This is a genomic window from Aquiflexum gelatinilyticum, from assembly GCF_024813435.1.
GTDB lineage: Bacteria > Bacteroidota > Bacteroidia > Cytophagales > Cyclobacteriaceae > Cognataquiflexum > Cognataquiflexum gelatinilyticum.
The window spans coordinates 67,911-89,244 of the sequence record NZ_JANAEZ010000006.1; the positions used below are offsets into that span (position 1 = coordinate 67,911).

Sequence of the window (21,334 nt, forward strand, 5' to 3'; positions counted from 1 at the left end):
AATCAGGCAGTCCAGAAATAGTATTACATAAGGTGTGCACCTAGAAAATGGTCAAAAGTGTCTCCTCTGAGACCTAATCGGATGGTTTCTAGGGGAATAAGTTCATTTGGGGCAATATTGCCCAGATTGACGTTGGCTCCAAGAAGTTTTACAAACCAAACTTGTTGCTCTTTTTGGGGAGCTTCCCAAATAATTCTGTCCTCAGGGATTTTGGTAAGAATTTCTTCCACCAGACCCTGTCTGACTTCTCCTGAATCTCTGAACAAACCCACGTTTCCGCCTTCTCTTGCTTCCCCGATTACTTTCCACGAACCCGCATCAAGTTCACTTTGCATCTGTTCGATCCATTTGTATGGAGGGATGATTTTAGCAGCATCTTTTGATCCAACTTCTGACAAAACGGTGACATCCTTAGATAAAATTTGGATGTATTCACATTTTTTGCCGTGGTTGAGGCTGATTGATCCGTCAGAGACCTCTGCAAAGGAAAGGTCAAATTTCTCCAGAACCCTTCTGTAATCCTCAAATTGACCTCTGATGACAAATGCCTCAAACAAAGTACCTCCCAAATAGACAGGGATCCCTGCATCTTTGTAAATCTGGATTTTCTGTGCAAGATTTTTAGTGAGATAGGAAGTAGCCCAGCCTAGCTTGACAATGTCCACAAAATCACTGTTGGCCTCAACGAAGTTTTCAACCTCCCTGATACCCATGCCTTTGTCCATAACCATGGTAAACCCCGTAGTACGTGGTTTTTCAGTTCGTACAGGCAGATTCTTCAGAACGTAATTCATTAAGTTCGAATTTCAGGTAATTAATTGTTTAGATCGGATGATGTATCGGCATCCTTATATTGGGAGATGATTTTGAAAATAGCCTTTTGGTGTTTGATCTCCGGCATCAAATCGTACAACAATGTGTGTCTCCCAAAGTCCAAAGTTAATGCATTTTCTAAATATGAAAAGGCTTCCTTGTATTTAGCTGATTTAATCAGATAGACCACGAGTCTGTAATATAATTCAGCTTCTTCGGGCAATTCTTCAATACCTTCCTTGATGACGTCTTCAGCTTCCTCAAACCTGTTTTGGTCAAAATAGATGATAGAAAGGTTGACATAGGTTTCTATAATCCCCGGTTCAAGGGTGATGGCTTCTTCATACGCTTCAGAACTGGCCTGAAGGTTGCCGAGGTTGTATTCCGCATCCGCAAGTCCTACCCAATAGGTGGCATTTTCTTTGGTAAGTTTGATTGCTTTTTTGAAATAGTGGATGGCTTCAAAGAATTTTTCTTTTTTGAGCATGCACATTCCCAATCCAAACCAGGCATCGTCATATTCAGGATCAAGCTTGGCTGATTTCTTGAAATTTTTGAAAGCCAGGTCTATTTGATCCAATTTTTCATAGGCGGCACCGAGATAGCAGCAGTTTTCGGCATTTGCACCCTCACAGTTAATGGTGTTTTGGTATGCTTCAAGTGCAAGCTCAAATTGGTTGGTATTCATATAGGCATTGCCCAAATTGAAATAGGCAGAGGCGAAAGCATCATCAATAATCAGGGCATAATCATAGGCCTGTATGGCTTCCTCAAACCTTCCAAGTCTGTTGTAAACCACACCTAGGTTATACCAAGCACCTGCGCTGTACGGGTCCTGATCAATAAATTCCCTATAAAAATCAAGGATTTCATCAAAAGAACCCTCTTCCTCAGTGATCATTGCCAATTGGAACAGTGCATCCTCATGGTTGATCCTGATTTTGACACATTCCTTATAATAATATGTGGCTTTTTCGTTGTTTTCGTTGGCTTTGTAAAGGTTGCCAAGTGTATAATACACTTCAGCTTTGTCCTCGGCCATAGGTAAAAAATTCTCCAGCAGTTCGATCGCTTCTTTGATATTGCTGTTGATCATCAAGGCCTGACTGAGTGCTAAAACGATATCCTCGTTGTTCGGAGACAGGTTGTTGAGATTCTCGAGAATTTCCAATCCCTCCTCCAGTTCATCATTGAATATCAGGCACTGCGCCTTCAACAGCTTGATTTCGACGCTGAAGGGAAATTTTTCCAAAGCATGTGCAGATGCTTTTAGTGCTTTTACAAATTTCTGTTGATCAAAATAAAATCGGACTATGTTTTCTAATTCCTCTTCCTCAAAATAAAGATCCATATTGGACTTAAGTGAATTTTCAAACCGTTCTACGAGTTCTTTGTCTTCTTCCCAATCGTTATCAAAATCTCCGGTCATCTGTTTCTTTTAATAGTTTACTTAAGATACCAAATTATTTTTTGGTACAAAACCCCTCTTTGATTATTTTTTTATGGAAGTGGCCAATATGTGCCAAATCCCCCAAAAAGAGGATTTTTAAATTTTAAATGGATTAACGTCCAGAATTTAATTTTCGTTCGACTTCGCCCACCTGAAACTGTCTTCCAAAGAATGGTACCTGAATTTGATTGCTTCCGTCACTTTTCTATTGTCCATGGTAATCGAAAGCTGTGCAAGCATCGCTGTCTGCTTGTTTAGCGGATTTTTGCTTATTCCCAAGAGCCTTCCTATTCCAATAAAAAATATCGCTAGTTTGATCTGAAAAGGGCTGACTTTCTTGGCAGGAGCCTTTTTTTCAAAAACCTTTGCCATAGTTTCAAAAAAATCCTTGTACAATACAGCGCTGTTGTTTAGAATAAATTTTTCTCCCCAGAGGTTTTTTTTAAATAGTTGATGGGTGATTTCTACGGCATCCCTGATATCAATGAAATTGACAGTACCTGCAGGGTAGTATTTACTTTCTTCCAGGACATAATGGTAGATCTGTGTACTACTGCGGTCATCACTGACTTTGCCCAAAATGATCGAAGGCAGTATCACTATTGCCTCCAAACCTTCCTGTACGCCCCTCCAGACTTCCAGTTCGGCCTGGTATTTAGAGATAGCATAGGGAGTGTTAAGCGTAGATTCTACCCAAGGGGTATTTTCATCAGCAACTTTTGCCTCGGCGGTTCTTCCCAAAGCCGAAACTGAACTGACATGGATCAGTTTATTGACTCCTTTGGCTAGCATTGCGTTTACCACATTGGCAGTGCCATCTACATTGATTTTCATCAATTTACTTTCATCTCCGGGATTGAACGAAACCATTCCAGCTGCATGGATTACGAGATCTACTTTATCCATAGCCTCCTCCAAGGAAAGAGGATCCAAAATATCTCCCTCGACCCAAGTAATTCCCGAATCAGAATTTTCCAATAAACCCTTAGACCTGTGCTCTCTTTTCAAGGCCAGGATTTCCCCTTCTCCCATAAATTTTTTAGAAAGGTAACTTCCAAAAAGTCCGGTAGCTCCTGTGATCAGAATTTTCATAGATAGGTATTGAATATGGAAATTTCCTGGATTTTGTCGTAATATTTACTCTGGGTCAATGATTCCAAAGCATCTAGATATCGGTGATTATGAGTGTCGGTTCCTACGTATTTAATCCTGTTTTCTTTCACCAGCAATTCAGCAAAAGCCTGGACATGCCTGGAATAAAATCCGGTAAGGGACAAAAGATTGAGCTGAAAATAAATATCCCTATCAATCATTTCATGAAGCAATTTTTTGTCTTGGGCAAGGTATTGATAGCGCTCAGGATGTGCCAGTATCGGTTTATATCCGTTCATTTCCATTTCAAAAAATATCTCCACCAGCATCATCGGTTTTGTTACAAAACCTGTCTCCACCAAAACGTGATTTTTGTATACAGTGAGGAGTGGTTCGCCACTTCTGACTTTTTCGAGGAAGAATTCATCTAGGTAATATTCTGCGGCTGCGTTTATTTCTATGTCAATGGATTCTTTTTGAAGGGCTTCCTTCACTTTTTTCAATCCACCAAGAATAATCTCAGGCGTATTTTTATAAAATTCGGACATGATATGGGGGGTAGTCACGACTTTCTTGACCCCAAAGTCCTTTAACCTTGAAATCATTTCCAAAGATTCTTCCAATGACTTAGAGCCATCGTCTATGCCCGGAATAAGGTGCGAATGCATATCAGTCTGCATCCAGCCCAGATCAAGTTTATTTGGGGTTAATGCTTTGCTTTTGCTCTTCAAAAAATCAAATAATCCCATTATAGTCCTCCTTTGGTCATTTCTGTAAATTCTTCGAATGTTGGAAGAATTTGGTCTTTGGCAGAAATTATGGGTGTATCCACCTGCCAGTCAATATTTAAAACCGGGTCATTCCATATTACTCCGCCTTCGCTTGCTTTGTTGTAATAATTGGAACATTTATAGGAAAACACCGCATCTTCCAACACAGAAAACCCATGTCCAAATCCCTCAGGTACGAAGAGCATGTTATGGTTTTGGTCATCCAGAATTTTGCTGTACACTTTTCCATAGGTCTTTGAACCTTTTCTTAGGTCAACCACTACATCTAGAACTTTTCCGCTGATAACTTTGACAAGTTTGGCTTGAGCATGAGGTTCATTTTGATAGTGAAGACCACGAATGGTGCCAACTTTGGAGAATGATTGGTTTTCCTGAACCCATTCTTTATCGATGCCCTGAGAGAGGAGATCTTCTTTTCTGAATGACTCGAAAAAATAACCGCGTTCGTCCTTAAAAATCACAGGATATATTTCAAAAAGACCCTCAAGGGGCGTTGCTGTTATTTTCATTGTTTGTTGGTGAAGGTAAATATGATAGCTAGAAACCGATAATTAATTTGGGAATAGACCAAAAACGGAAACTATTTGGGAGAATTGAATTTAGGATATTACCAGGTCATGGGGTTTTAATGTCGCAAATATAAGGCTTATTGTCCTTAGGATGTTAAATTTGTAGGACATTCCTGTTTGGAACTATTTTCAGTCAGCTTCTCTTTTTCCAATATATCGCCAAAATGTATGAGTAAAATTTCAAGAAAATTCCAAAAATTATTTGAAACTGCCCCTATTCAGGAAACTGCCGTCATGGTAGCCCTGATCCGTCAGGGTCAGACCGAGCAACAGGTCCAGGAATATCTGGAAGAGCTTGCTTTCTTGACGGAGACTCTCGGCGCAAAAACAGTGTATAAATTTACCCAAAGGCTCGAAAGACCTGATGTGAGGACATTTGTAGGCACAGGTAAACTGGAAGAAATAAAAGCTTATGTAACCCATTTTGAAGTGGATATGGTGATTTTTGATGATGACCTTTCTCCTTCTCAAATGAGAAACTTGGAAAATGAACTCAAAGTAAAAGTCTATGACAGGTCTTTATTGATCTTGGATATTTTTCTCAATAGGGCGCAGACAGCACAAGCTAAAACCCAAGTTGAGTTGGCAAGATTCCAATACCTCCTACCAAGACTTACGCGAATGTGGACTCACCTTGAAAGACAGAGAGGCGGTACGGGTACAAGAGGTGGAGCAGGTGAAAAAGAAATCGAAACAGATAAAAGGGATATCAGAAATAAGATTACCCTGCTAAAAGAAAAACTGAAAGAAATAGAAAAACAGAGTGCTACACAGCGAAAAGGAAGAAAGGGAATCGTAAGGGTAGCATTGGTCGGTTATACCAATGTCGGCAAAAGTACATTGATGAACCTGATCACAAAATCGGATATATTGGCCGAAAACAAGCTCTTTGCCACGGTAGACTCCACAGTCAGAAAAGTGGTGTACGAAAATATTCCGTTCCTACTTTCAGACACAGTTGGTTTTATCCGAAAGCTGCCGACGCACCTTATTGAATCTTTCAAATCAACTTTGGATGAAATCAGGGAAGCTGACCTCTTGGTACATGTGGTGGATCTTTCCCATCCTAACTTTGAGGATCATATCAATGTTGTCAACAACACTTTGAATGAAATCGGTGCAGGAGACAAACCGGTCCTTTTGGTATTCAACAAAATCGATTTGGTTCCAAAAATGCCCACAGAAGAGCAGATGATGCACATGACTGAATTGGAATTGGCTGAAAGTAAGTACCTGGATTTTGAAAAACTTTCCCTTGCCTACCAAAAGAAGTATGGGATAACCCCCGTATTTATGGCTGCCGGTGATGGGACCAATGTCGAGACGTTCAGGGAATCACTTGTGAAAGAAGTCAAAAAGCAACATCTCAAAATCTATCCTCATTACCTCGAAGATGAAGTAGTGGATATGTCAAAGTTTGAGGGGGAATGAAAATAGCCCACAGGTTACAGTCCACAGCAATGGATTTCAAACCTTTATTATTTGTTCAGATGCAAGTAATTGTATAAAAATTAAATTTTATTAAGTAAAATCAGGTTGTATAAAAAACAAGCTCTGAAAAACTATTTCATCCTGATCCGCCAATCTTTTGGGTAGTAATTGTTGGTCCGGTTGCCAAGGTTTTTAAGCCATCCCAAAGGCATGTTTTTAAATGTCACCAAAACCCAACCTTCCGGTAAATCCTTTAAAGGAATATCCTCTTTTCTCAAATAATCCAAGGCCTCCTTCAAGTCAAGGTCATAAGTCAAAAATCCTGATTTTGGTAAAATACTTACGGCCAATTCATGGTTGGGGATAAATTGCTGCTTGTTGATTTTGCCAAGTTCTACTCCAAAATACCGGATATTCAAAAACCTGCAAAGGTATTCGAAATGCTGCTGAAAATCTTTGTTTACCCAAAAATAGCTGTCCTGAAGGCTATAAAAACCGCTATATTCAGGTAGTCCCATTTGAACCATCAGCTTTTCTGCTTCTTGTTTTCCAACTGGTTTGATATAAGGATGCTTAAAGTCTTTGGTTCTTTTTGGCTCGTGAAGTAAAGCGTTTTCCGGCCTTTTGAAAACTGTAATAAAAAATCCCTCTCCTTCCACACGGTGAGGGAAAAATCGGTACCCAAAAAAACTGATTCCGTCTATGTCAACTTGCGATTCCACAATTCCCCAAGTGCTATCCAAAGGAATTCTGACAGGTTCATATTCGTATCCAGACACGATAAACCTGATCATTTCCTCATTTTCTTTTTCGTTGAAAGTACATGTGCTGTAAATCAGATAGCCTCCGCCCTTGACAAATGAGCCGGCATGGTCCATGATTCTTTCCTGTCTTGCGGCACATAGGGCCACATGGTCTGCTGACCATTCCGACATGGCGTCCGGATCTTTGCGAAACATCCCTTCGCCCGAACAGGGAGCGTCCACCAATACCAAATCAAAAAAACCTGCCAAATCCCCAAAATGCTCAGGGTCATTCTGTGTGACAAGGGTGTTTCCGATCCCCCATTTGATGATATTTTCTTTGAGAATACTTGCCCGGGATTTAATGACCTCATTGGCTACCAAAAAACCGTTTTTTCCCAAATAGCTACTCAACAAAGTCGACTTGCCTCCGGGAGCTGCCGCCAAATCAAGATAAATTCCATATTGCGGAGCATCAATACTCTTCAATATATGTTGGATAAACATTGAGGAAGCTTCCTGTACATAATAACATCCTGCGTGAAAAAGTGGATCTAGGGTAAATGAAGGCCTTTCCTCCAAAAAATAGCCATCTTCATTCCAAGGTACGTGTTTGCTGTTTTCAGGTTGGAAGTTTGTTTTATGCCTGTTGAGCCGAATGGATACCCTTGGCTCTTTTTCCAATGCCTCGACAAATTCCCTGAATTCATTTTCGCCCAAATAGGATTTCATTTGGGTTTCGAATGCTAAAGGAAGGTTGATTTCGGACATCTTGGTTTTTTAACAAAAATAGGGATAAACATGGAACAGGAAGGAATTCATTCCTGGATAATGGCCGTTTCATCTAAATTCATGGTCTTTATTTCAAAATCTTTTTTCAATTCCTTGATTTCGGCCAATTGCTCTTTGAGAGTTGTTTGGATAATTTTAAGACTACTTTTATTGGCCTTGTTCTTTTTCATCCAAAGTTCCGTCCGGTGGAGGTCATGCCATTTTCCGATTTTATCCTGAAGAAGATCCAGGTAAGACCAGTTTAACTGCAGGTCTCCGATTTGGTCGAATGCAGGTATTTCATGGAGATGAATCAAAACCTTAAGGGATTTTCGGCTTTCATGTAAGTGGTTGAATAGAAGCTTTCTTTTAAGGTTTTTAGCTGCAAGATTTAAATGGAATCTGTAAAAATCTAATGCTTTTTCTTCCTTTATTGGCTCTATGCTCTTCAGGGTTTTTTTTAGACTTTTATTTAGCTGATCCTCAAAAACCCCGGTTTTCGAAAGGAAATCCTTTGTTTCTTTCTGGACAATATTTTGAAGACGAAGCTTCATTTTCTCATCTTGAATTTGAAATGATTCCAAGTTTTCCAGATTCAACTGAGCTTCTCTTATCAGGCCCGCCTTTTTAAAAATTTTCCTTATAGGACGAAAAAAATAAACGGTTTTGGTTTTGGGATTTTTAAACTCCAGAAGTTTCAATAGGGAATTTGCCTTTTTGACTTCAACCCTCACTTGGTGGAGGGCTTCATGGTTTTGGTCTTTGACAAAAAGGGATAAATGGTCTGATACTGATTTTATCCTTTCTTTGATGTAATCCTTTTGGGCAGCTTTTTTCAACCTCTGATTATTTTTAGAAGTTAAATATACCGGTATTTGATTTTTTCTGGAAAAAAGACTTTGCTATTTCCTTTTGAAAGAAAAACCAATGCCCATGTTGTATCGAATTTTTGAAAAATCAAATCCCACAAGACTTGTTCCCCCACGGAGATTGAAACCATTAAAATCCAAAATAAAGCCACTTTCTACCAATGCCTGATTGAGGTTGATTTCAGTGTTTCTTGCCCAAATTTCACCCAAGCTGTTGCCGTTTTCTTCAAAAATTGTTACCTCCCAAAACTCCCTGGAGTGGTTGAGTCCTGCACCAGCATACCACCATAAAGGTTGGTGTATTTTCCACGTCACCCCCATGACAAATTCAGCGGTTCCTTTCCTTATTTTACCTGTTGCCTCTGAATCTTTATTTTGGGTACCATAAATATTCCCATTGCTCCTTACAGTGATTTCGCCACTTTTTGTAAGAATTTCTGAATTTCCTCTGACTTGAAGATAAGTAGCGATCCCATGATGGTTGATACTGCCTACTGCTATGCCAAAAGGTAATTTAGAATCATATGAAAAAGAAAGGAACGACCTATCGTAAAGCCTTATTCCTTTTTTTGGATCATAGTTCAAAAAGAAAGTTTCTTTGATTCCCTTGTTTTCACCCGAATTCAATCTGTCATGCAGTTCTTTTATTTTGGGGTCTAATTCTGTTTGATCCATTTTTCTCAAGTGGTTCATATAGGGCTTGGCCATCTTATTTTTTCCAAGGTTATAAAATGCAAGGGCTGAATAATAATATCCTTCTGCGCGGTCAACGTCAGATTTGATCTGTGATTTTGCAAGTTCAAGTACTCTCAGCCACTCCCCATTATTGATTGCAGACTGAACCTGAGCGTCCAAATCAAGGAATGTAAGGTCTTGTGCATTTACACTGATAGTAATGACAAATGGCAGAATAGCCAAAAATAGAATACGTCTTAGGCATTTCATGGGAAATGAAATTTTTGCTGAAAATTGAAGAGTTATAGTTTAAAATGGGGGGTGATCGCATTTTAAATTCAGATGAAATAACAAATAAAAATCAAATTTACCAAATTTTATTTTGAATATAGAGACTTGCCTTTCGCCTCCAAAAAAATGTGGTTATAACCTATATGAAATAGGCAGTTTAGTTTGTCTTGGAATTAAATTGTAAAAACATATTAGTTTCCTTCCATTGCTAAAGATTGCCGGAAAACTTTTTTTCTTCTTCAAAAAATCAAGTCATAGCTTTTTGGCTTCTTCCCAGTAAACATCCATCTCGGCTAGGCTCATGTCTTCTATTTTTCTGCCGGCTGATTTTGCGGCATTTTCGAGGTATTGGAAGCGTTTGATAAACTTGAGGTTGGTCCGTTCCAATGCTTCCTCAGGATTGATATCGATAAACCTTGCGTAATTGATCAAAGAAAAAAGTAAATCTCCAAACTCCCCCGTTGCCTTTGTTTTGTCAATTTCCTGTCCCTCCAAGGTGTTGAATTCTTCCTTGAATTCCTGCATTTCCTCTTCCACTTTTTCCCATACCTGATGCTTTTCTTCCCAGTCAAAACCCACGCCCCGTGCTTTTTCCTGGATCCTCATGGCTTTGATCAAGGCAGGCAAGGACTTCGGAACACCGCCGAGAACAGACGTATTTCCTTTTTCACTCAGTTTGATTTTCTCCCAGTTTTGTTTGACGGTTTCTTCATCTTTGGCGACCGTATCACCATAGATGTGCGGGTGTCGGCGGATTAGTTTTTCACATAGACTGTCAATTACTGAGCCGATATCGAAGGCTTCTTTTTCGGATCCTATTTTGGCATAGAAAACAATATGGAGGAGAATATCTCCCAATTCCTTTTTGATTTCTTCTAGGTTGTTTTCAAGGATTGCGTCTGACAATTCAAAAGTTTCTTCGATAGTAAGGTGCCTGAGGCTCTCAAGGGTCTGTTTTCTATCCCAAGGGCATTGCTCTCGGAGCTCATCCATAATGGTCAAAAGTCTGTCAAACGATTCCAGTTGGTCTTTTCTATGAGATATATCAGTCATGCGTGGGAAACTAATCGGAAAGTGAGGACGTTTTCAAAGTATTACGTAAATTTGCGCAAATTATATTGATATGGCAACCTTGTATTTGACTTTGGGATTCTTGGCATTGTTCTTCGTTTTGATGTCTGTTAGGCTTATTTTCCTCAAAAACGGTGAGTTTAAAGGAACCTGTGCTTCGCAAAATCCTTACCTGAACAAAGATGGAGGTACTTGTAGCTATTGCGGCAAAACAGTAGATGCAAACAGTTCCTGTGGCAATCCAGACAATGAAGTGGACAAAGTTTTGGCCAAATTCAAATAAAAACTTTTCATCTCCCGGATTTACCGGGATTTTTCAATTAGCACTTAAAACTCTTCAATGTGGCGTTAATCAAATCTATTTCCGGTATCAGAGGTACTATTGGAGGTAAACCCGGTGAGGGCTTGACTCCTTTGGATGTTGTCAAATTTACTTCAGCCTATGGCAGTTGGGTGATCAACCAAACAAGAAATCCAAAAGTGGTCATCGGCAGGGATGCAAGAATTTCGGGTGAAATGGTTTCCAAACTAGTAGCAGCGACGCTTCAGGGTTTGGGAATTGATGTGATCGACCTTGGTCTGAGCACTACTCCGACAGTCGAATTGGCTGTTCCTTTGGAAAAAGCAGGTGGAGGAATCATCCTTACCGCAAGCCATAATCCTATTCAATGGAATGCCTTGAAACTGCTCAATGACAAAGGAGAATTTATATCAGACCTGGAAGGAAAATCCATTTTGGATAATGCAGAGAAAGGAAATTTCTCCTTTGCGGAAGTCAAAAAAATTGGAAAATATATCCAGATCGACGATTACATCGACCGACATGTACAGCATGTTCTCGGTCTCAAGCTTGTAGACAAAGAGGCCATTGCTGCCAAAAAATTTAAAGTAGTCATTGATTGTGTGAATTCCACAGGAGGCATCGCCTTACCAAAATTGCTGAGGGCACTTGGCGTTGAGGATATCGAGGAAATGTATTGTACTCCTGACGGACATTTTCCCCATAATCCCGAACCTCTTCCTGAAAATCTCAGGGACATTGCCGATAAGCTTAAAAAAGGCAAATATGACCTGGGCATCGTCGTCGATCCTGATGTCGACAGACTTTGCTTTATGAATGAAGACGGGAGTCCTTTTGGGGAGGAATATACCTTGGTAGCTGTGGCGGATTACGTGCTTTCGCAGACTCCCGGCAATACCGTTTCCAACCTGAGTTCTACCAGGGCATTGAGAGATGTCACCGAAAAAAGAGGCGGCGAATACCACGCTGCCGCAGTGGGAGAAGTCAACGTCGTCAATAAAATGAAGGAGACAAATGCGATCATCGGTGGGGAAGGCAATGGCGGGGTCATCTATCCTGAATCCCATTATGGACGTGACGCATTGGTGGGAATTGGTTTGTTTTTGACGCATTTGGCCAAGTTTGGTAAGACAATCTCAAGACTGAGAGCGAGCTATCCGAATTACCATATTTCTAAAAACAAAATCGAACTGACTCCCGAAATCAACGTGGACAAGATCCTAGAGGAAGTCAAAAAGAAATATAAGAAGCAGCCGATCAATGATATTGACGGTGTCAAGATAGAGTTTGACAAGGAATGGGTGCATTTGAGAAAATCAAATACCGAACCCATTATCAGGATTTATTCTGAATCCGAAAGTCAGGCCACTGCTGACCACTTGGCCAATAAAATCATTCTTGATATCAAAGAAGTGGTGACGAGCTCAAAGTGATTTCAACTGTTGTTTGTGTCTTCACAAACAATGGCTGACAAAAACAAAATAACCCGACCCAAATAGAAGAAAATGAGAGTTTATTTAGACAATGCCGCCACCACTGCCATGGACGACCGCGTGATCGAGGCCATGCTTCCTTTTATGAGACAGCATTACGGCAATCCTTCATCCGTGCACAGCCATGGAAGGGAAGTTCGGTCTGCTATCGAAAAGGCAAGAAAGAAAGTGGCGGAATTGCTCAATGCCTCTCCTGCTGAAATATTTTTTACCTCAGGTGGCACCGAAGCTGACAATACTGCTCTCGTCTGCGGCATTGAAACTCACGGGATCAAGCATGCCATCACTTCCCCGATAGAGCACCATGCCGTCTTGCATACTTTAGAGGATTGTGCCAAAAAAGGAAAAGTAAAGCTCAGCCTTTTGGATGTCAATAATAAAGGAGAAATCAACCTTGACCAACTCAGGGAATTACTTCAGGCGAATCCCAATTCGTTGGTTTCCTTGATGCATGCCAACAATGAAATCGGAAATATCAATGACTTGGCTGCCATCGGTGCTTTGACAAAAGAATACGGGGCTTTCTTCCATTCGGACACCGTACAGACCATGGGACATTTTGTCCATGACCTCAAGAACCTTCCCGTCGATGCCATCGTGGCCGGTGGGCACAAATTTCATGGACCAAAGGGCTCAGGCTTTTTGTATGTGAGAAAGGATAAAAAAATCCATCCATTCATCCATGGAGGAGCCCAGGAAAGGAATATGCGGGGAGGTACAGAAAATGTCATCGGCATCGTCGGTATAGCTAAAGCTTTGGAACTTGCTTATGAAGACATGGCAGGGCACCGTACACATATCGAAGGATTGAAAAGGTATTTTATCGAATCCCTTCAAAACAATATTCCAGAAGTTGATTTTAATGGGCTTTCCTCAAATTCTGAAAAAAGTCTTTATACTGTATTGAACGTGAGTCTGCCTCCTTCTGAAGAAAACAGGGGCATGCTGCTTTTCAACCTTGACCTTCATGGAATTTCTGCATCGGGCGGTTCGGCATGCAGCAGCGGCGCTACTGTCGGTTCTCATGTACTCCGCGCTATCAATCACGATGCGGAGAGAGAATCAGTTAGGTTTTCCTTTAGTAGGTTTAATACCAAAGAAGAGATCAATTATACTGTGGAGAAGTTGAAAGAATTGTATGGGGTGACGGTTTGAAAGGGTTTTAAGGTTGTAAAGTTTTAAGGTTGAAAGGTTTGGGATACTGACTTCAACTTATTTTCCTTAATGATTAATTAAGCCATGATGAGATCATGGCTTTTATTTTTGAACTATATTTTCCATAAATGGAATTTGATCCTTATTTTTCCAGAAACTTCTCATCAATGAAAAAGGTCTTTCTTTTGGTCGCAACTGTGATTCTTTTATCCTGTTCCAAAAAAGGTAATGAAAACTCCACAGGTGCATTTGAGGAAAATAATTTAGAAATAGACACTGTCCTAGTTGATTCTAAAGGAGAAGTGTTGATGGCAGGGACTTTTTTGGGAGTGTTCGATTTATCTGAAGACAAAAAATTCCTATACAATTTCGATGGCAGTTCCCATCAGATCGAAGTTATTGATTTGGATAAACTTGTGTTGGATAGAAAAATCCAGCTGGAAAAGGAGGGTCCAAACGGTATCGAAAATCCCAATGGCCTTCTTGATCTTGGTGAAGGCCGTTTTCTTTTCTCAAATTTTAACTCGTGGACTGTAGTTAACCAAGATGCCCAAAAAATTTCAATGTTCAATTATGAAAAAGAAAAACTCTCCGGAGATAGTCTTTTTGGAAAGGAGGACCTTAATCCTCATTACTTATTCGTGGAAGGTAAAAAAGAGTTTTACACCATTATTGATCAAATTGATCAAAACAGTACCACAATTGGATTGGTCAATCTGGATACTAAAACCCTAAAAAGAATTGAAATTCCCCAACTGGAAAAACTAAAGGATTTTAGAGTGTTGATGACCATGTCTGGTTCTATAGCGTCAAATAAACCAGTGGTAAGCATGTATTCATGGAATGATAAAATCTTAATTGGTAACAATGCCATAAATCAATTTATCATTTTTGATCCAAAATTGGAATCAGTTAATGTAAAAACCTTTGAAAGTAAACTTACCCCTAATCAAAAAACGCCGAATGAAAAGGTTGAAGTAGGTTCCATTGAAGAATTAATTGCGGCAGGCAAAAAATTGAATGAACAAATTGATTTCAAGAATTTAAATTGGGATTCCGATTCCCAAAGATTTTATAGGCTTTCTAGTATTTCTTTACCAAAGCCTGAGGGTGAAACAATTAATAAGGCTGATGTATTCCTAACGGTTTTTGATAAGGAACTCAATATGATTGGGGAGATGAAGTTGGATGGTTTTACCAAACCGCCGGTTACAAGTTTTTTCAAAGACGGAGCAATCTGGATACACCAAAACCTCAATGATGAATTGGGTTTTATAAGAATAAAAGTTTTAGAAAATTGAAGGCTTGTGAGGAAAGTCAAGATCTGCAAATTGCTTCTTTAATAACTCCACGTTAATGTTTAAAAAACCTCTAAATATGAACCCATACCCAAGTGTGAGATTTGTTTGTCTGATCCTTGCTTTTACGCTTGTTAGTCACTTTTCCATGTCCCAAAAGATAGGTTTGGGAGAAAAAATTCCTTCCTTCGAAGTAATTGATCTTAAAACTGATGAAGTGAAGAAAGTTGAAAGTGATTCTGAAAAGATTATCCTAATCGACTTTTGGGCAACTTGGTGCGGACCTTGTATTGCGGGGATGCCGCACTTGGAAAGTCTACAAAAGTCTTTTCCTTCTGAACTTCTGGTGCTCGCTGTCAGTGATGAAAGTCCGGAAAGAATAAAAAAATTTATGGTGAACAGACCCTTCGGCTTTTCCTTTGTAACAGATAAAGAGAATAATCTGGTGAAATATTTCCCACACAGGATTATCCCGCACACAGTTTTGATTGATAAGTACGGCGAAGTGATAGCCATTACCTCACCGGATCAAATCACCGAAAAAACAATCAGGGATGTTTTAGAAGGACAAAAACCTATTTTCCCATTAAAACAGGAACAGGTAGGTTTTGAACCCAGCCATGATTTTTTTGAAGTTGCCGAGGATGTGGACCAATATTTTGTGATCCAGAAGGAATTCGAAGGTGTTCCTACCTTTGCCAAAGTTCCAAATCAGGGAACATTTGGAAACAGAAGAATCTCTGCCCATAATTTCTCAATTGAAGGGCTGTATAGGATGGCATTTCAAAAAAGCTCCATGAGGATAGATTATTTGATTGATCAAGAATTGGTAGCCTACAAACCTGGAAGCCTGTACAGCGTGGATGTGATTGTGCCCATCGGAAGTGAATCTGACCTTTATGAATATTTTGCAAAAGGCCTTACCGAATGGTTTGAGATAAAAGGAAAACTTGAGAAAAGGCCTACTGAGGTATTCGTTTTGTATTCAACAGGACAGGCAAACCTGACAGAGTCAAAAGAATATAGCTCCTACAGCGGACGAAGCGGTACATTTCAAAGTGATGGAGCTTCCATGAATGATTTGGCCGAATATCTTGAGGATTTTGATATTTTGGGCTTGCCAGTAGTAAATCAAACCAACCTTAATGGCACCTATTTCTTTGACCTGAATTTTGAACCGGAAAATCCCCAAAGTCTTATCTATGCCTTAAAAAGTTTAGGCTTGGCAATCAAAAAAGAATCAAGGGAAATTGATGTCTTGGTGTTGTATAAGGATTAAAATTTAAGACTATTGGTCTAACCCTCCAAGGGTTTCAAAACCCTTGGAGGGTTTCCTTTCTACTCCGCAAATTGCAACCTCACCAGATTGGCATAAAACCCATCTTCCTGCAAAGCCAGTTGTTCATGGGTTCCTTCCTCGACAATTTCACCTTCCTTCAGCACATAAATCCTGTCCACCTTGCGTATCGTGGATAAGCGGTGGGCGATGATGATGGTTGTCCTGTTTTTCATCAGTTCATCCAAAGCTTCCTGTACCAAAGCCTCAGATTCAGCATCCAAAGAGGACGTCGCTTCATCCAAAATCAAAATCGCAGGATCCTTCAGGATGGCCCGGGCGATGGCTACACGCTGACGTTGTCCACCGGAAAGTTTGATCCCACGCTCACCGACCTTGGTTTCCATTCCTTCCGGAAATTTGCTGATAAACTGCCAGGCATTTGCTTTTTTGGCGGCTTCGATGATTTCTTCCTCCGAAGCATCGGGCTTGGCATAGGCAATATTTTCTTTGATGCTTCCGCCAAATAAAAGAACTTCCTGTGGGACGATTCCGATGTTGGAGCGGAGTTGCTTCAGATTCCAGGTGTCGATTGATTTGCCATCAATCAAAATCTGACCCTTGTCTATCGGGTAAAACTTCAGCAAAAGCTGGATAATGGTAGACTTGCCGGCTCCGCTTTGACCTGCCAAAGCGACTTTTTCTCCGGCAGGGATTTCAAAGTCAATGCTTTTCAACACTTCCATTTCGGGACGGGTAGGATAAGAAAACCGTACACCCCGGAAGCTTACTTTTCCTTCCATCGGGACTTTTTGGAAATCTGCTGTGGAGACTTCCGGTGCCTCGCCCAAGATTTCCAAAACCCGCTCAGACGATCCTATGGCTTTTTGGAGTTGGCCATAAATGTCTCCCAAGCCCGCAATCGACCCGCCGATAAAGGTGGTATACAGTACAAATGAAACCAAATCTCCCACGCTCATGTCTCCCGAAGCCACCAAAGTCGCCCCGTACCACATCACCGCTACAATGCCGCCAAACAAAGCAAAAATGATAAATGAGATAAAAGCGCCTCGGAATCCCGCAGCTTTCAAAGCCACAACCACGACTTTATTCAATCCTTTTCTATACCTGTTGGATTCGTATTCCTCACCAGCAAAGGATTTGACAGTCATGATGGACTGCAATGTCTCTTCCACTATCACATTGGCAGCAGCAAGTTCATCTTGGGTTTCTTTGGAGAGTTTACGGATAAATTTCCCAAAGACCATCGCAATGATCACCAAAACCGGGAATGTCGCCAACATAAAAAGCGTCAATTTGGGCGTGGTCATCATCAGGAAAATCACACCTGCGACCAAGGTGATGATCTGTCTTAGGAGTTCAGCTAAGGTCGTCGAGAAAGTATCCTGCAACATGCTGACATCTGCAGTGATCCTGCTGATCAATTCTCCGGTTCTCCTTTTGTCAAAAAAGGTCATCGGCAACTGTACCAATTGGCTGTACAATGAAATCCTGATGTCCCTCATACTGCGCTCGGATACTTTGGCAAAAAGCCAAACCCTGAAAAAAGAGAAAATACTCTGAACCAATAATATTCCTAAAAGGATAAAGGCGATTCCATTGATGTCATCCACCAACCATGTTTTTCCTGAAGCTGTATCGATGAGTTTTCCCGCTACATAGGGAAAAGTCAAAAGTGTAAGACTTGAAAATATGAGGAAAAGCATCCCCAGGAAAAAATTCAATTTGTAAGGTAAGATAAACCTAAAAATCCCCCCAAGCTTACTCAGATTCTGTTTGTTTAGCTTGCGCTTTTCGTGCTCTTCAAGGGCATTGCCTCTCTTTTTTGCCATGGATACTTTTAATTCTGAATTCCTAACCTGCAAATCTAAACAATATGCCCGTAGACGGAAGATAAAAGATCAGATTTTCAGGGAGAGAACCTGACTGTTGTAATATTTATTTTGAAAATAGGCTAGTAGTCCAATTACAAGTTCTGTATTTTTATGAAAAACAAACCCAAAATCCATGAGCCTCTCTACCCTGACTCCCGCCCAAGTAGCTGATTTTCACCGTGACGGTTACGTCCTGGTCAAAGGATTCTGTTCTAAAGAAGAGACAGAAAAAATGTACAGGACAGCCATCGAAGACGATGCCATGAGAAAAAACGCATTGGACCTCAATGACCTCTCAGGGAAGAAAACAAGACTTTCACTTTGGTTTAAGCCCGGGAATGATGTTTTTGGATACCTGACAAGGAGTGAAAAAATGGTGAACTCAGTGGCTAAATTGTTAGACAGTGATGCACCTGTCTGTCACTTTCATTCCAAACTCATGCAAAAAGAACCACGTGTCGGCGGAGCTTGGGAATGGCATCAAGACTATGGGTATTGGTATAAGAACCAGTTTATTTTTCCGGATCAACTCCTCAGCGTCATGGTGGCATTGACGGAAGCCAACAAGGAAAATGGCTGCCTTCAGGTTATCAAAGGTTCCCACAAATTGGGCAGGGTTAATCACGGGTTTTCCGGGGAACAGGTAGGAGCGGATATGGTCATGGTCGAAAATGCCCTCAAAACAATGGAATTGGTTTATTGCGAAATCGATCCGGGAGATGCATTGTTTTTTCACAGCAACCTGCTGCACAGGTCAGAAGCCAATCTTTCTGACAAACCCCGTTGGTCGATCATTGCCTGTTACAATTCCCAATCGAACCTAGCCTACAATGAAACATCCACTTCCTGGAAAACTCCTGTAGACATGGTTCCGAATGAAGCCATTTTGGAATGGGAGGCAGACTCACTTTCCTCTGCTGATTTTCTCAAAAAGGAAAATGATCCCGCGCTCAAAGAAACAGGTTGGGAAAAAGATGTAAAGTCCTCTTGATTCCAATTTCATCATTATGAAAATAGCATACTTTTGCCCGCTTTGGGGCTGCGAAGCCATCCCTTTTGAAGATTTCTTAAACCGTGTTTTGGAGGCAGGGTATGACGGTGTGGAAATGAGTTTTCCTTTGGATGAAAAGGAAAGAGATCAAAGGGCAAATCTGATTAATTCTTATGGTTTAAAATTGATAGCCCAACATTGGGAAACTGTCGATGCTGATTTTTTGGTCCACAGCAAAAATTTTGAAAGAAGACTCAGAAATTTGGCTGCGACCAATCCCCTTTTTATCAATTCCCAAACCGGCAAGGACTACTATTCCTTTGATCAAAACAAGGGATTGTTTGATTTGGCCAACCAAGTTTCAAAAGAAACAGGAATCCCTGTCCTTCATGAAACCCATCGGGGAAAATGGAGTTTTGCTGCCCATGTTACCAAAGATTACCTTGACCGCTTTCCTGAACTGAAAATCGCCTTGGACATTTCCCATTGGTGTGTGACTGCGGAATCCTTTTTAGAAGACCAAGAGGAGGCTGTTCAGACGGCCATAAGGTCGACAGCCCACCTTCATGCGAGGGTTGGGTATACAGAAGGGCCGCAGGTGCCTGATCCAAGAGTTCCTGAATGGAAACCCGCTTTGGAGAGGCACTTTATGTGGTGGGATCAGGTAATTGAAAAGGCTTCCAAAGAAAGTAAAAAAACCTTCACGGTGACACCGGAATTTGGGGCCCCGCCCTATATGGTCCTACATCCTCAGACCGGTAAACCCCTCGTCAATCAATGGGAAGTAAATGTATGGATGATGGAAACTTTCAAAAAAAGGTATCTTTAATCAAAAATTATTTCCTGCAGATGGCGCAGATTTTCGCAGATAGATTCTTGGAAAAGTTCGAATAAATTAGAGACCTAAATAAAATCTGCGGCAGTCTGCGAAATCTGCGGGAGCAAATCTTTAGAAAATAAAAAACCGCGAGCCTATAAAGTCAGAAAACATGAACAAGTTCTTATTTGCCACATTGATAATAAGCCTGCTTCTGGTAGGAAACATTGAAGCCCAATCCAAAAAAGCACTGTTTCCTGACACACCCGGGATGGTTTCTTACACTTATCGGCACAGCTTTCAAAAGGATGTAGCGGCCACTTTGGACACTTTGCAGGCTATGGGCATCAAGGACATGGAGTTTTCCAATCTGTTTGGAAAGACGGCAGCGGACTTGCGGACAATGTTGGATGAGAGGAATATTTACTGTTCGTCTTTTGGGGTGAGTTATGCCGATCTGATGGAAAAAACTGATCAGGTAGGGGAAAATGCCAAGACCCTTGGAGCGAAGTATGTCAGGATTGCATGGATTCCCCACACTGCTCCCTTTGATTTGGTGGCTGCAGAAAAAGCTATTGCAGATTTCAATGCAGTTGGGAAAGTTTTAAAGGAGAAGTATGACCTTACTTTTTGCTACCATAACCATGGCTATGAGTTTCATCCACATGGGGACGGGACGCTATTTGACCTGATGATTCAAAAGACTGATCCCAAGTATGTGAGTTATGAAATGGACATCTTGTGGACATTTTTTCCCGGAGCAGATCCTGTGGCTTATCTCGAAAAGTATGGAGAAAGGTTTGCTTTGATGCATTTGAAAGACCTGCGAAAAGATGTGGAAGGAAACATGTCGGGTGGAACACCTGTAGAAAATGATGTTGCCCTCGGTACCGGACAATTGGATCTTCCGTCAATTTTGGTTGCTGCCAAAAAAGCAAAAGTGAAGCATTACTACATTGAGGATGAAAGTCCTGTGTACTATATTCAAGTTCCCCAAAGTATGGAGTACCTGAAAAGTCTGAAAAAATAATTTTGTCCACAGTCCACAGACCATTGTCCACAGCCACGGCAATTGGACTTCACTTCAAGTCCTAAATGTTCAGCGCCAAGAAGGTGTATCAATGCATATAAAAAGTTGGATTAAGTACAATATCAATTAGTATCTAATATCCATTAATATCCATTTCTCGAAATTAGGCCAATTATTTTAAGAAGCTATTTCCTCCCAAATATCCTCCTAATAAACTGTTTCTCCTTTTCCCAAAAGAAGGAAAACTGACCAAATACAAATCCCCACATCAGGAGAATAATCTGATAAAGCGGTAATACCAAGAGCAGGTAGAGAACTGTTTTCCAAAATCCACCCCTTTCCATACTGACTCCCAAAAAGTCAAAAATCGGTTTTTTGATAAATAAAATAGTAAAGCCTGTCAGGGCAAAAACGATGAGAATCAAGACAACCTGCAGCAAGCTATTCAGTTTCCATTTGGTCTGAAGCCTGGTCAGGAAGTTCGGTTTGGGTTCTTGAGACATTTTTGATTT

At 40.7% G+C, this 21,334-nt stretch carries 20 protein-coding genes; 9 read left to right on the plus strand and 11 right to left on the minus strand.

The window, feature by feature from the left end; genetic code table 11:
• Nucleotides 1-23: 23 nt before the first annotated feature.
• The 5 genes from NK987_RS14020 to rfbC all read right to left on the minus strand — a co-directional run bounded on the left by NK987_RS14020 (nucleotide 24) and on the right by rfbC (nucleotide 4,655).
• Nucleotides 24-794: a phosphosulfolactate synthase gene (locus NK987_RS14020; RefSeq protein WP_258422391.1), complete on the minus strand. Its 771-nt coding sequence runs from the start codon at nucleotides 792-794 to the stop codon at nucleotides 24-26.
• 20 nt (nucleotides 795-814) lie between these two features.
• Nucleotides 815-2,242 carry a tetratricopeptide repeat protein gene (locus NK987_RS14025; protein ID WP_258422392.1) on the minus strand — a complete coding sequence of 476 codons (1,428 nt, stop codon included), beginning with the start codon at nucleotides 2,240-2,242 and terminating at the stop codon, nucleotides 815-817.
• A 147-nt stretch (nucleotides 2,243-2,389) separates the two neighbouring features.
• On the minus strand, nucleotides 2,390-3,355 hold the full coding sequence (locus tag NK987_RS14030) for an NAD-dependent epimerase/dehydratase family protein (RefSeq protein WP_258422393.1): 966 nt from the start codon (nucleotides 3,353-3,355) through the stop codon (nucleotides 2,390-2,392).
• Complete coding sequence (locus NK987_RS14035) at nucleotides 3,352-4,104, minus strand: tyrosine-protein phosphatase (RefSeq protein ID WP_259264359.1); 753 nt, start codon at nucleotides 4,102-4,104, stop codon at nucleotides 3,352-3,354. Before NK987_RS14035 ends, NK987_RS14030 begins: the two co-directional genes overlap by 4 nt.
• Complete coding sequence (rfbC, locus tag NK987_RS14040) at nucleotides 4,104-4,655, minus strand: dTDP-4-dehydrorhamnose 3,5-epimerase (RefSeq protein WP_259264360.1); 552 nt, start codon at nucleotides 4,653-4,655, stop codon at nucleotides 4,104-4,106. The genes NK987_RS14035 and rfbC overlap by 1 nt, the downstream gene beginning before the upstream one ends.
• A gap of 228 nt (nucleotides 4,656-4,883) precedes the next feature.
• Between rfbC and hflX the strand changes: the two genes are divergently transcribed.
• Complete coding sequence (gene hflX, locus NK987_RS14045; protein WP_259264361.1) at nucleotides 4,884-6,146, plus strand: GTPase HflX; 1,263 nt, start codon at nucleotides 4,884-4,886, stop codon at nucleotides 6,144-6,146.
• 131 nt (nucleotides 6,147-6,277) lie between these two features.
• Here hflX and NK987_RS14050 read toward each other — a convergent pair whose 3' ends face one another.
• The 4 genes from NK987_RS14050 to mazG form a co-directional block, all read right to left on the minus strand.
• Nucleotides 6,278-7,660: a methyltransferase RsmF C-terminal domain-like protein gene (locus NK987_RS14050; protein WP_259264362.1), complete on the minus strand. Its 1,383-nt coding sequence runs from the start codon at nucleotides 7,658-7,660 to the stop codon at nucleotides 6,278-6,280.
• Between the two features lie 47 nt (nucleotides 7,661-7,707).
• Complete coding sequence (locus NK987_RS14055; RefSeq protein WP_259264363.1) at nucleotides 7,708-8,499, minus strand: CHAD domain-containing protein; 792 nt, start codon at nucleotides 8,497-8,499, stop codon at nucleotides 7,708-7,710.
• Nucleotides 8,500-8,562: 63 nt separating this feature from the next.
• Entirely contained in the window at nucleotides 8,563-9,474 is a 912-nt protein-coding gene (locus NK987_RS14060; protein WP_259264364.1) for a hypothetical protein, read from the minus strand.
• A gap of 273 nt (nucleotides 9,475-9,747) precedes the next feature.
• Complete coding sequence (gene mazG, locus NK987_RS14065; RefSeq protein WP_258422400.1) at nucleotides 9,748-10,548, minus strand: nucleoside triphosphate pyrophosphohydrolase; 801 nt, start codon at nucleotides 10,546-10,548, stop codon at nucleotides 9,748-9,750.
• Nucleotides 10,549-10,618: 70 nt separating this feature from the next.
• On the opposite strand from mazG, the gene NK987_RS14070 reads away from it, so the two are divergent.
• The 5 genes from NK987_RS14070 (at nucleotide 10,619) to NK987_RS14090 (ending at nucleotide 16,092) form a co-directional block, all read left to right on the plus strand.
• Nucleotides 10,619-10,849: a hypothetical protein gene (locus NK987_RS14070; protein WP_258422401.1), complete on the plus strand. Its 231-nt coding sequence runs from the start codon at nucleotides 10,619-10,621 to the stop codon at nucleotides 10,847-10,849.
• A 59-nt stretch (nucleotides 10,850-10,908) separates the two neighbouring features.
• The gene (gene glmM / locus NK987_RS14075) at nucleotides 10,909-12,300 is read left to right on the plus strand and encodes a phosphoglucosamine mutase (RefSeq protein ID WP_259264365.1); all 1,392 of its coding nucleotides are present in this window, start codon (nucleotides 10,909-10,911) and stop codon (nucleotides 12,298-12,300) included.
• Between the two features lie 72 nt (nucleotides 12,301-12,372).
• Nucleotides 12,373-13,515, plus strand: a complete 1,143-nt coding sequence (locus tag NK987_RS14080; protein ID WP_259264366.1) for a cysteine desulfurase family protein — start codon at nucleotides 12,373-12,375, stop codon at nucleotides 13,513-13,515.
• A 167-nt stretch (nucleotides 13,516-13,682) separates the two neighbouring features.
• Nucleotides 13,683-14,816: a DUF4221 domain-containing protein gene (locus tag NK987_RS14085; protein ID WP_259264367.1), complete on the plus strand. Its 1,134-nt coding sequence runs from the start codon at nucleotides 13,683-13,685 to the stop codon at nucleotides 14,814-14,816.
• A gap of 76 nt (nucleotides 14,817-14,892) precedes the next feature.
• On the plus strand, nucleotides 14,893-16,092 hold the full coding sequence (locus NK987_RS14090; RefSeq protein WP_259264368.1) for a redoxin domain-containing protein: 1,200 nt from the start codon (nucleotides 14,893-14,895) through the stop codon (nucleotides 16,090-16,092).
• A gap of 59 nt (nucleotides 16,093-16,151) precedes the next feature.
• Here NK987_RS14090 and NK987_RS14095 read toward each other — a convergent pair whose 3' ends face one another.
• On the minus strand, nucleotides 16,152-17,942 hold the full coding sequence (locus NK987_RS14095) for an ABC transporter ATP-binding protein (RefSeq protein ID WP_259264369.1): 1,791 nt from the start codon (nucleotides 17,940-17,942) through the stop codon (nucleotides 16,152-16,154).
• 175 nt (nucleotides 17,943-18,117) lie between these two features.
• Between NK987_RS14095 and NK987_RS14100 the strand changes: the two genes are divergently transcribed.
• The 3 genes from NK987_RS14100 (at nucleotide 18,118) to NK987_RS14110 (ending at nucleotide 20,822) form a co-directional block, all read left to right on the plus strand.
• Nucleotides 18,118-18,975 carry a phytanoyl-CoA dioxygenase family protein gene (locus NK987_RS14100; RefSeq protein WP_259264370.1) on the plus strand — a complete coding sequence of 286 codons (858 nt, stop codon included), beginning with the start codon at nucleotides 18,118-18,120 and terminating at the stop codon, nucleotides 18,973-18,975.
• A gap of 16 nt (nucleotides 18,976-18,991) precedes the next feature.
• Nucleotides 18,992-19,804: a sugar phosphate isomerase/epimerase family protein gene (locus NK987_RS14105; protein WP_259264371.1), complete on the plus strand. Its 813-nt coding sequence runs from the start codon at nucleotides 18,992-18,994 to the stop codon at nucleotides 19,802-19,804.
• 160 nt (nucleotides 19,805-19,964) lie between these two features.
• Complete coding sequence (locus NK987_RS14110; RefSeq protein WP_259264372.1) at nucleotides 19,965-20,822, plus strand: sugar phosphate isomerase/epimerase family protein; 858 nt, start codon at nucleotides 19,965-19,967, stop codon at nucleotides 20,820-20,822.
• A gap of 185 nt (nucleotides 20,823-21,007) precedes the next feature.
• Here the strand turns inward: NK987_RS14110 and NK987_RS14115 are convergent, their stop codons facing one another.
• Nucleotides 21,008-21,325 carry a DUF6787 family protein gene (locus tag NK987_RS14115; protein ID WP_259264373.1) on the minus strand — a complete coding sequence of 106 codons (318 nt, stop codon included), beginning with the start codon at nucleotides 21,323-21,325 and terminating at the stop codon, nucleotides 21,008-21,010.
• Nucleotides 21,326-21,334: the final 9 nt, after the last annotated feature.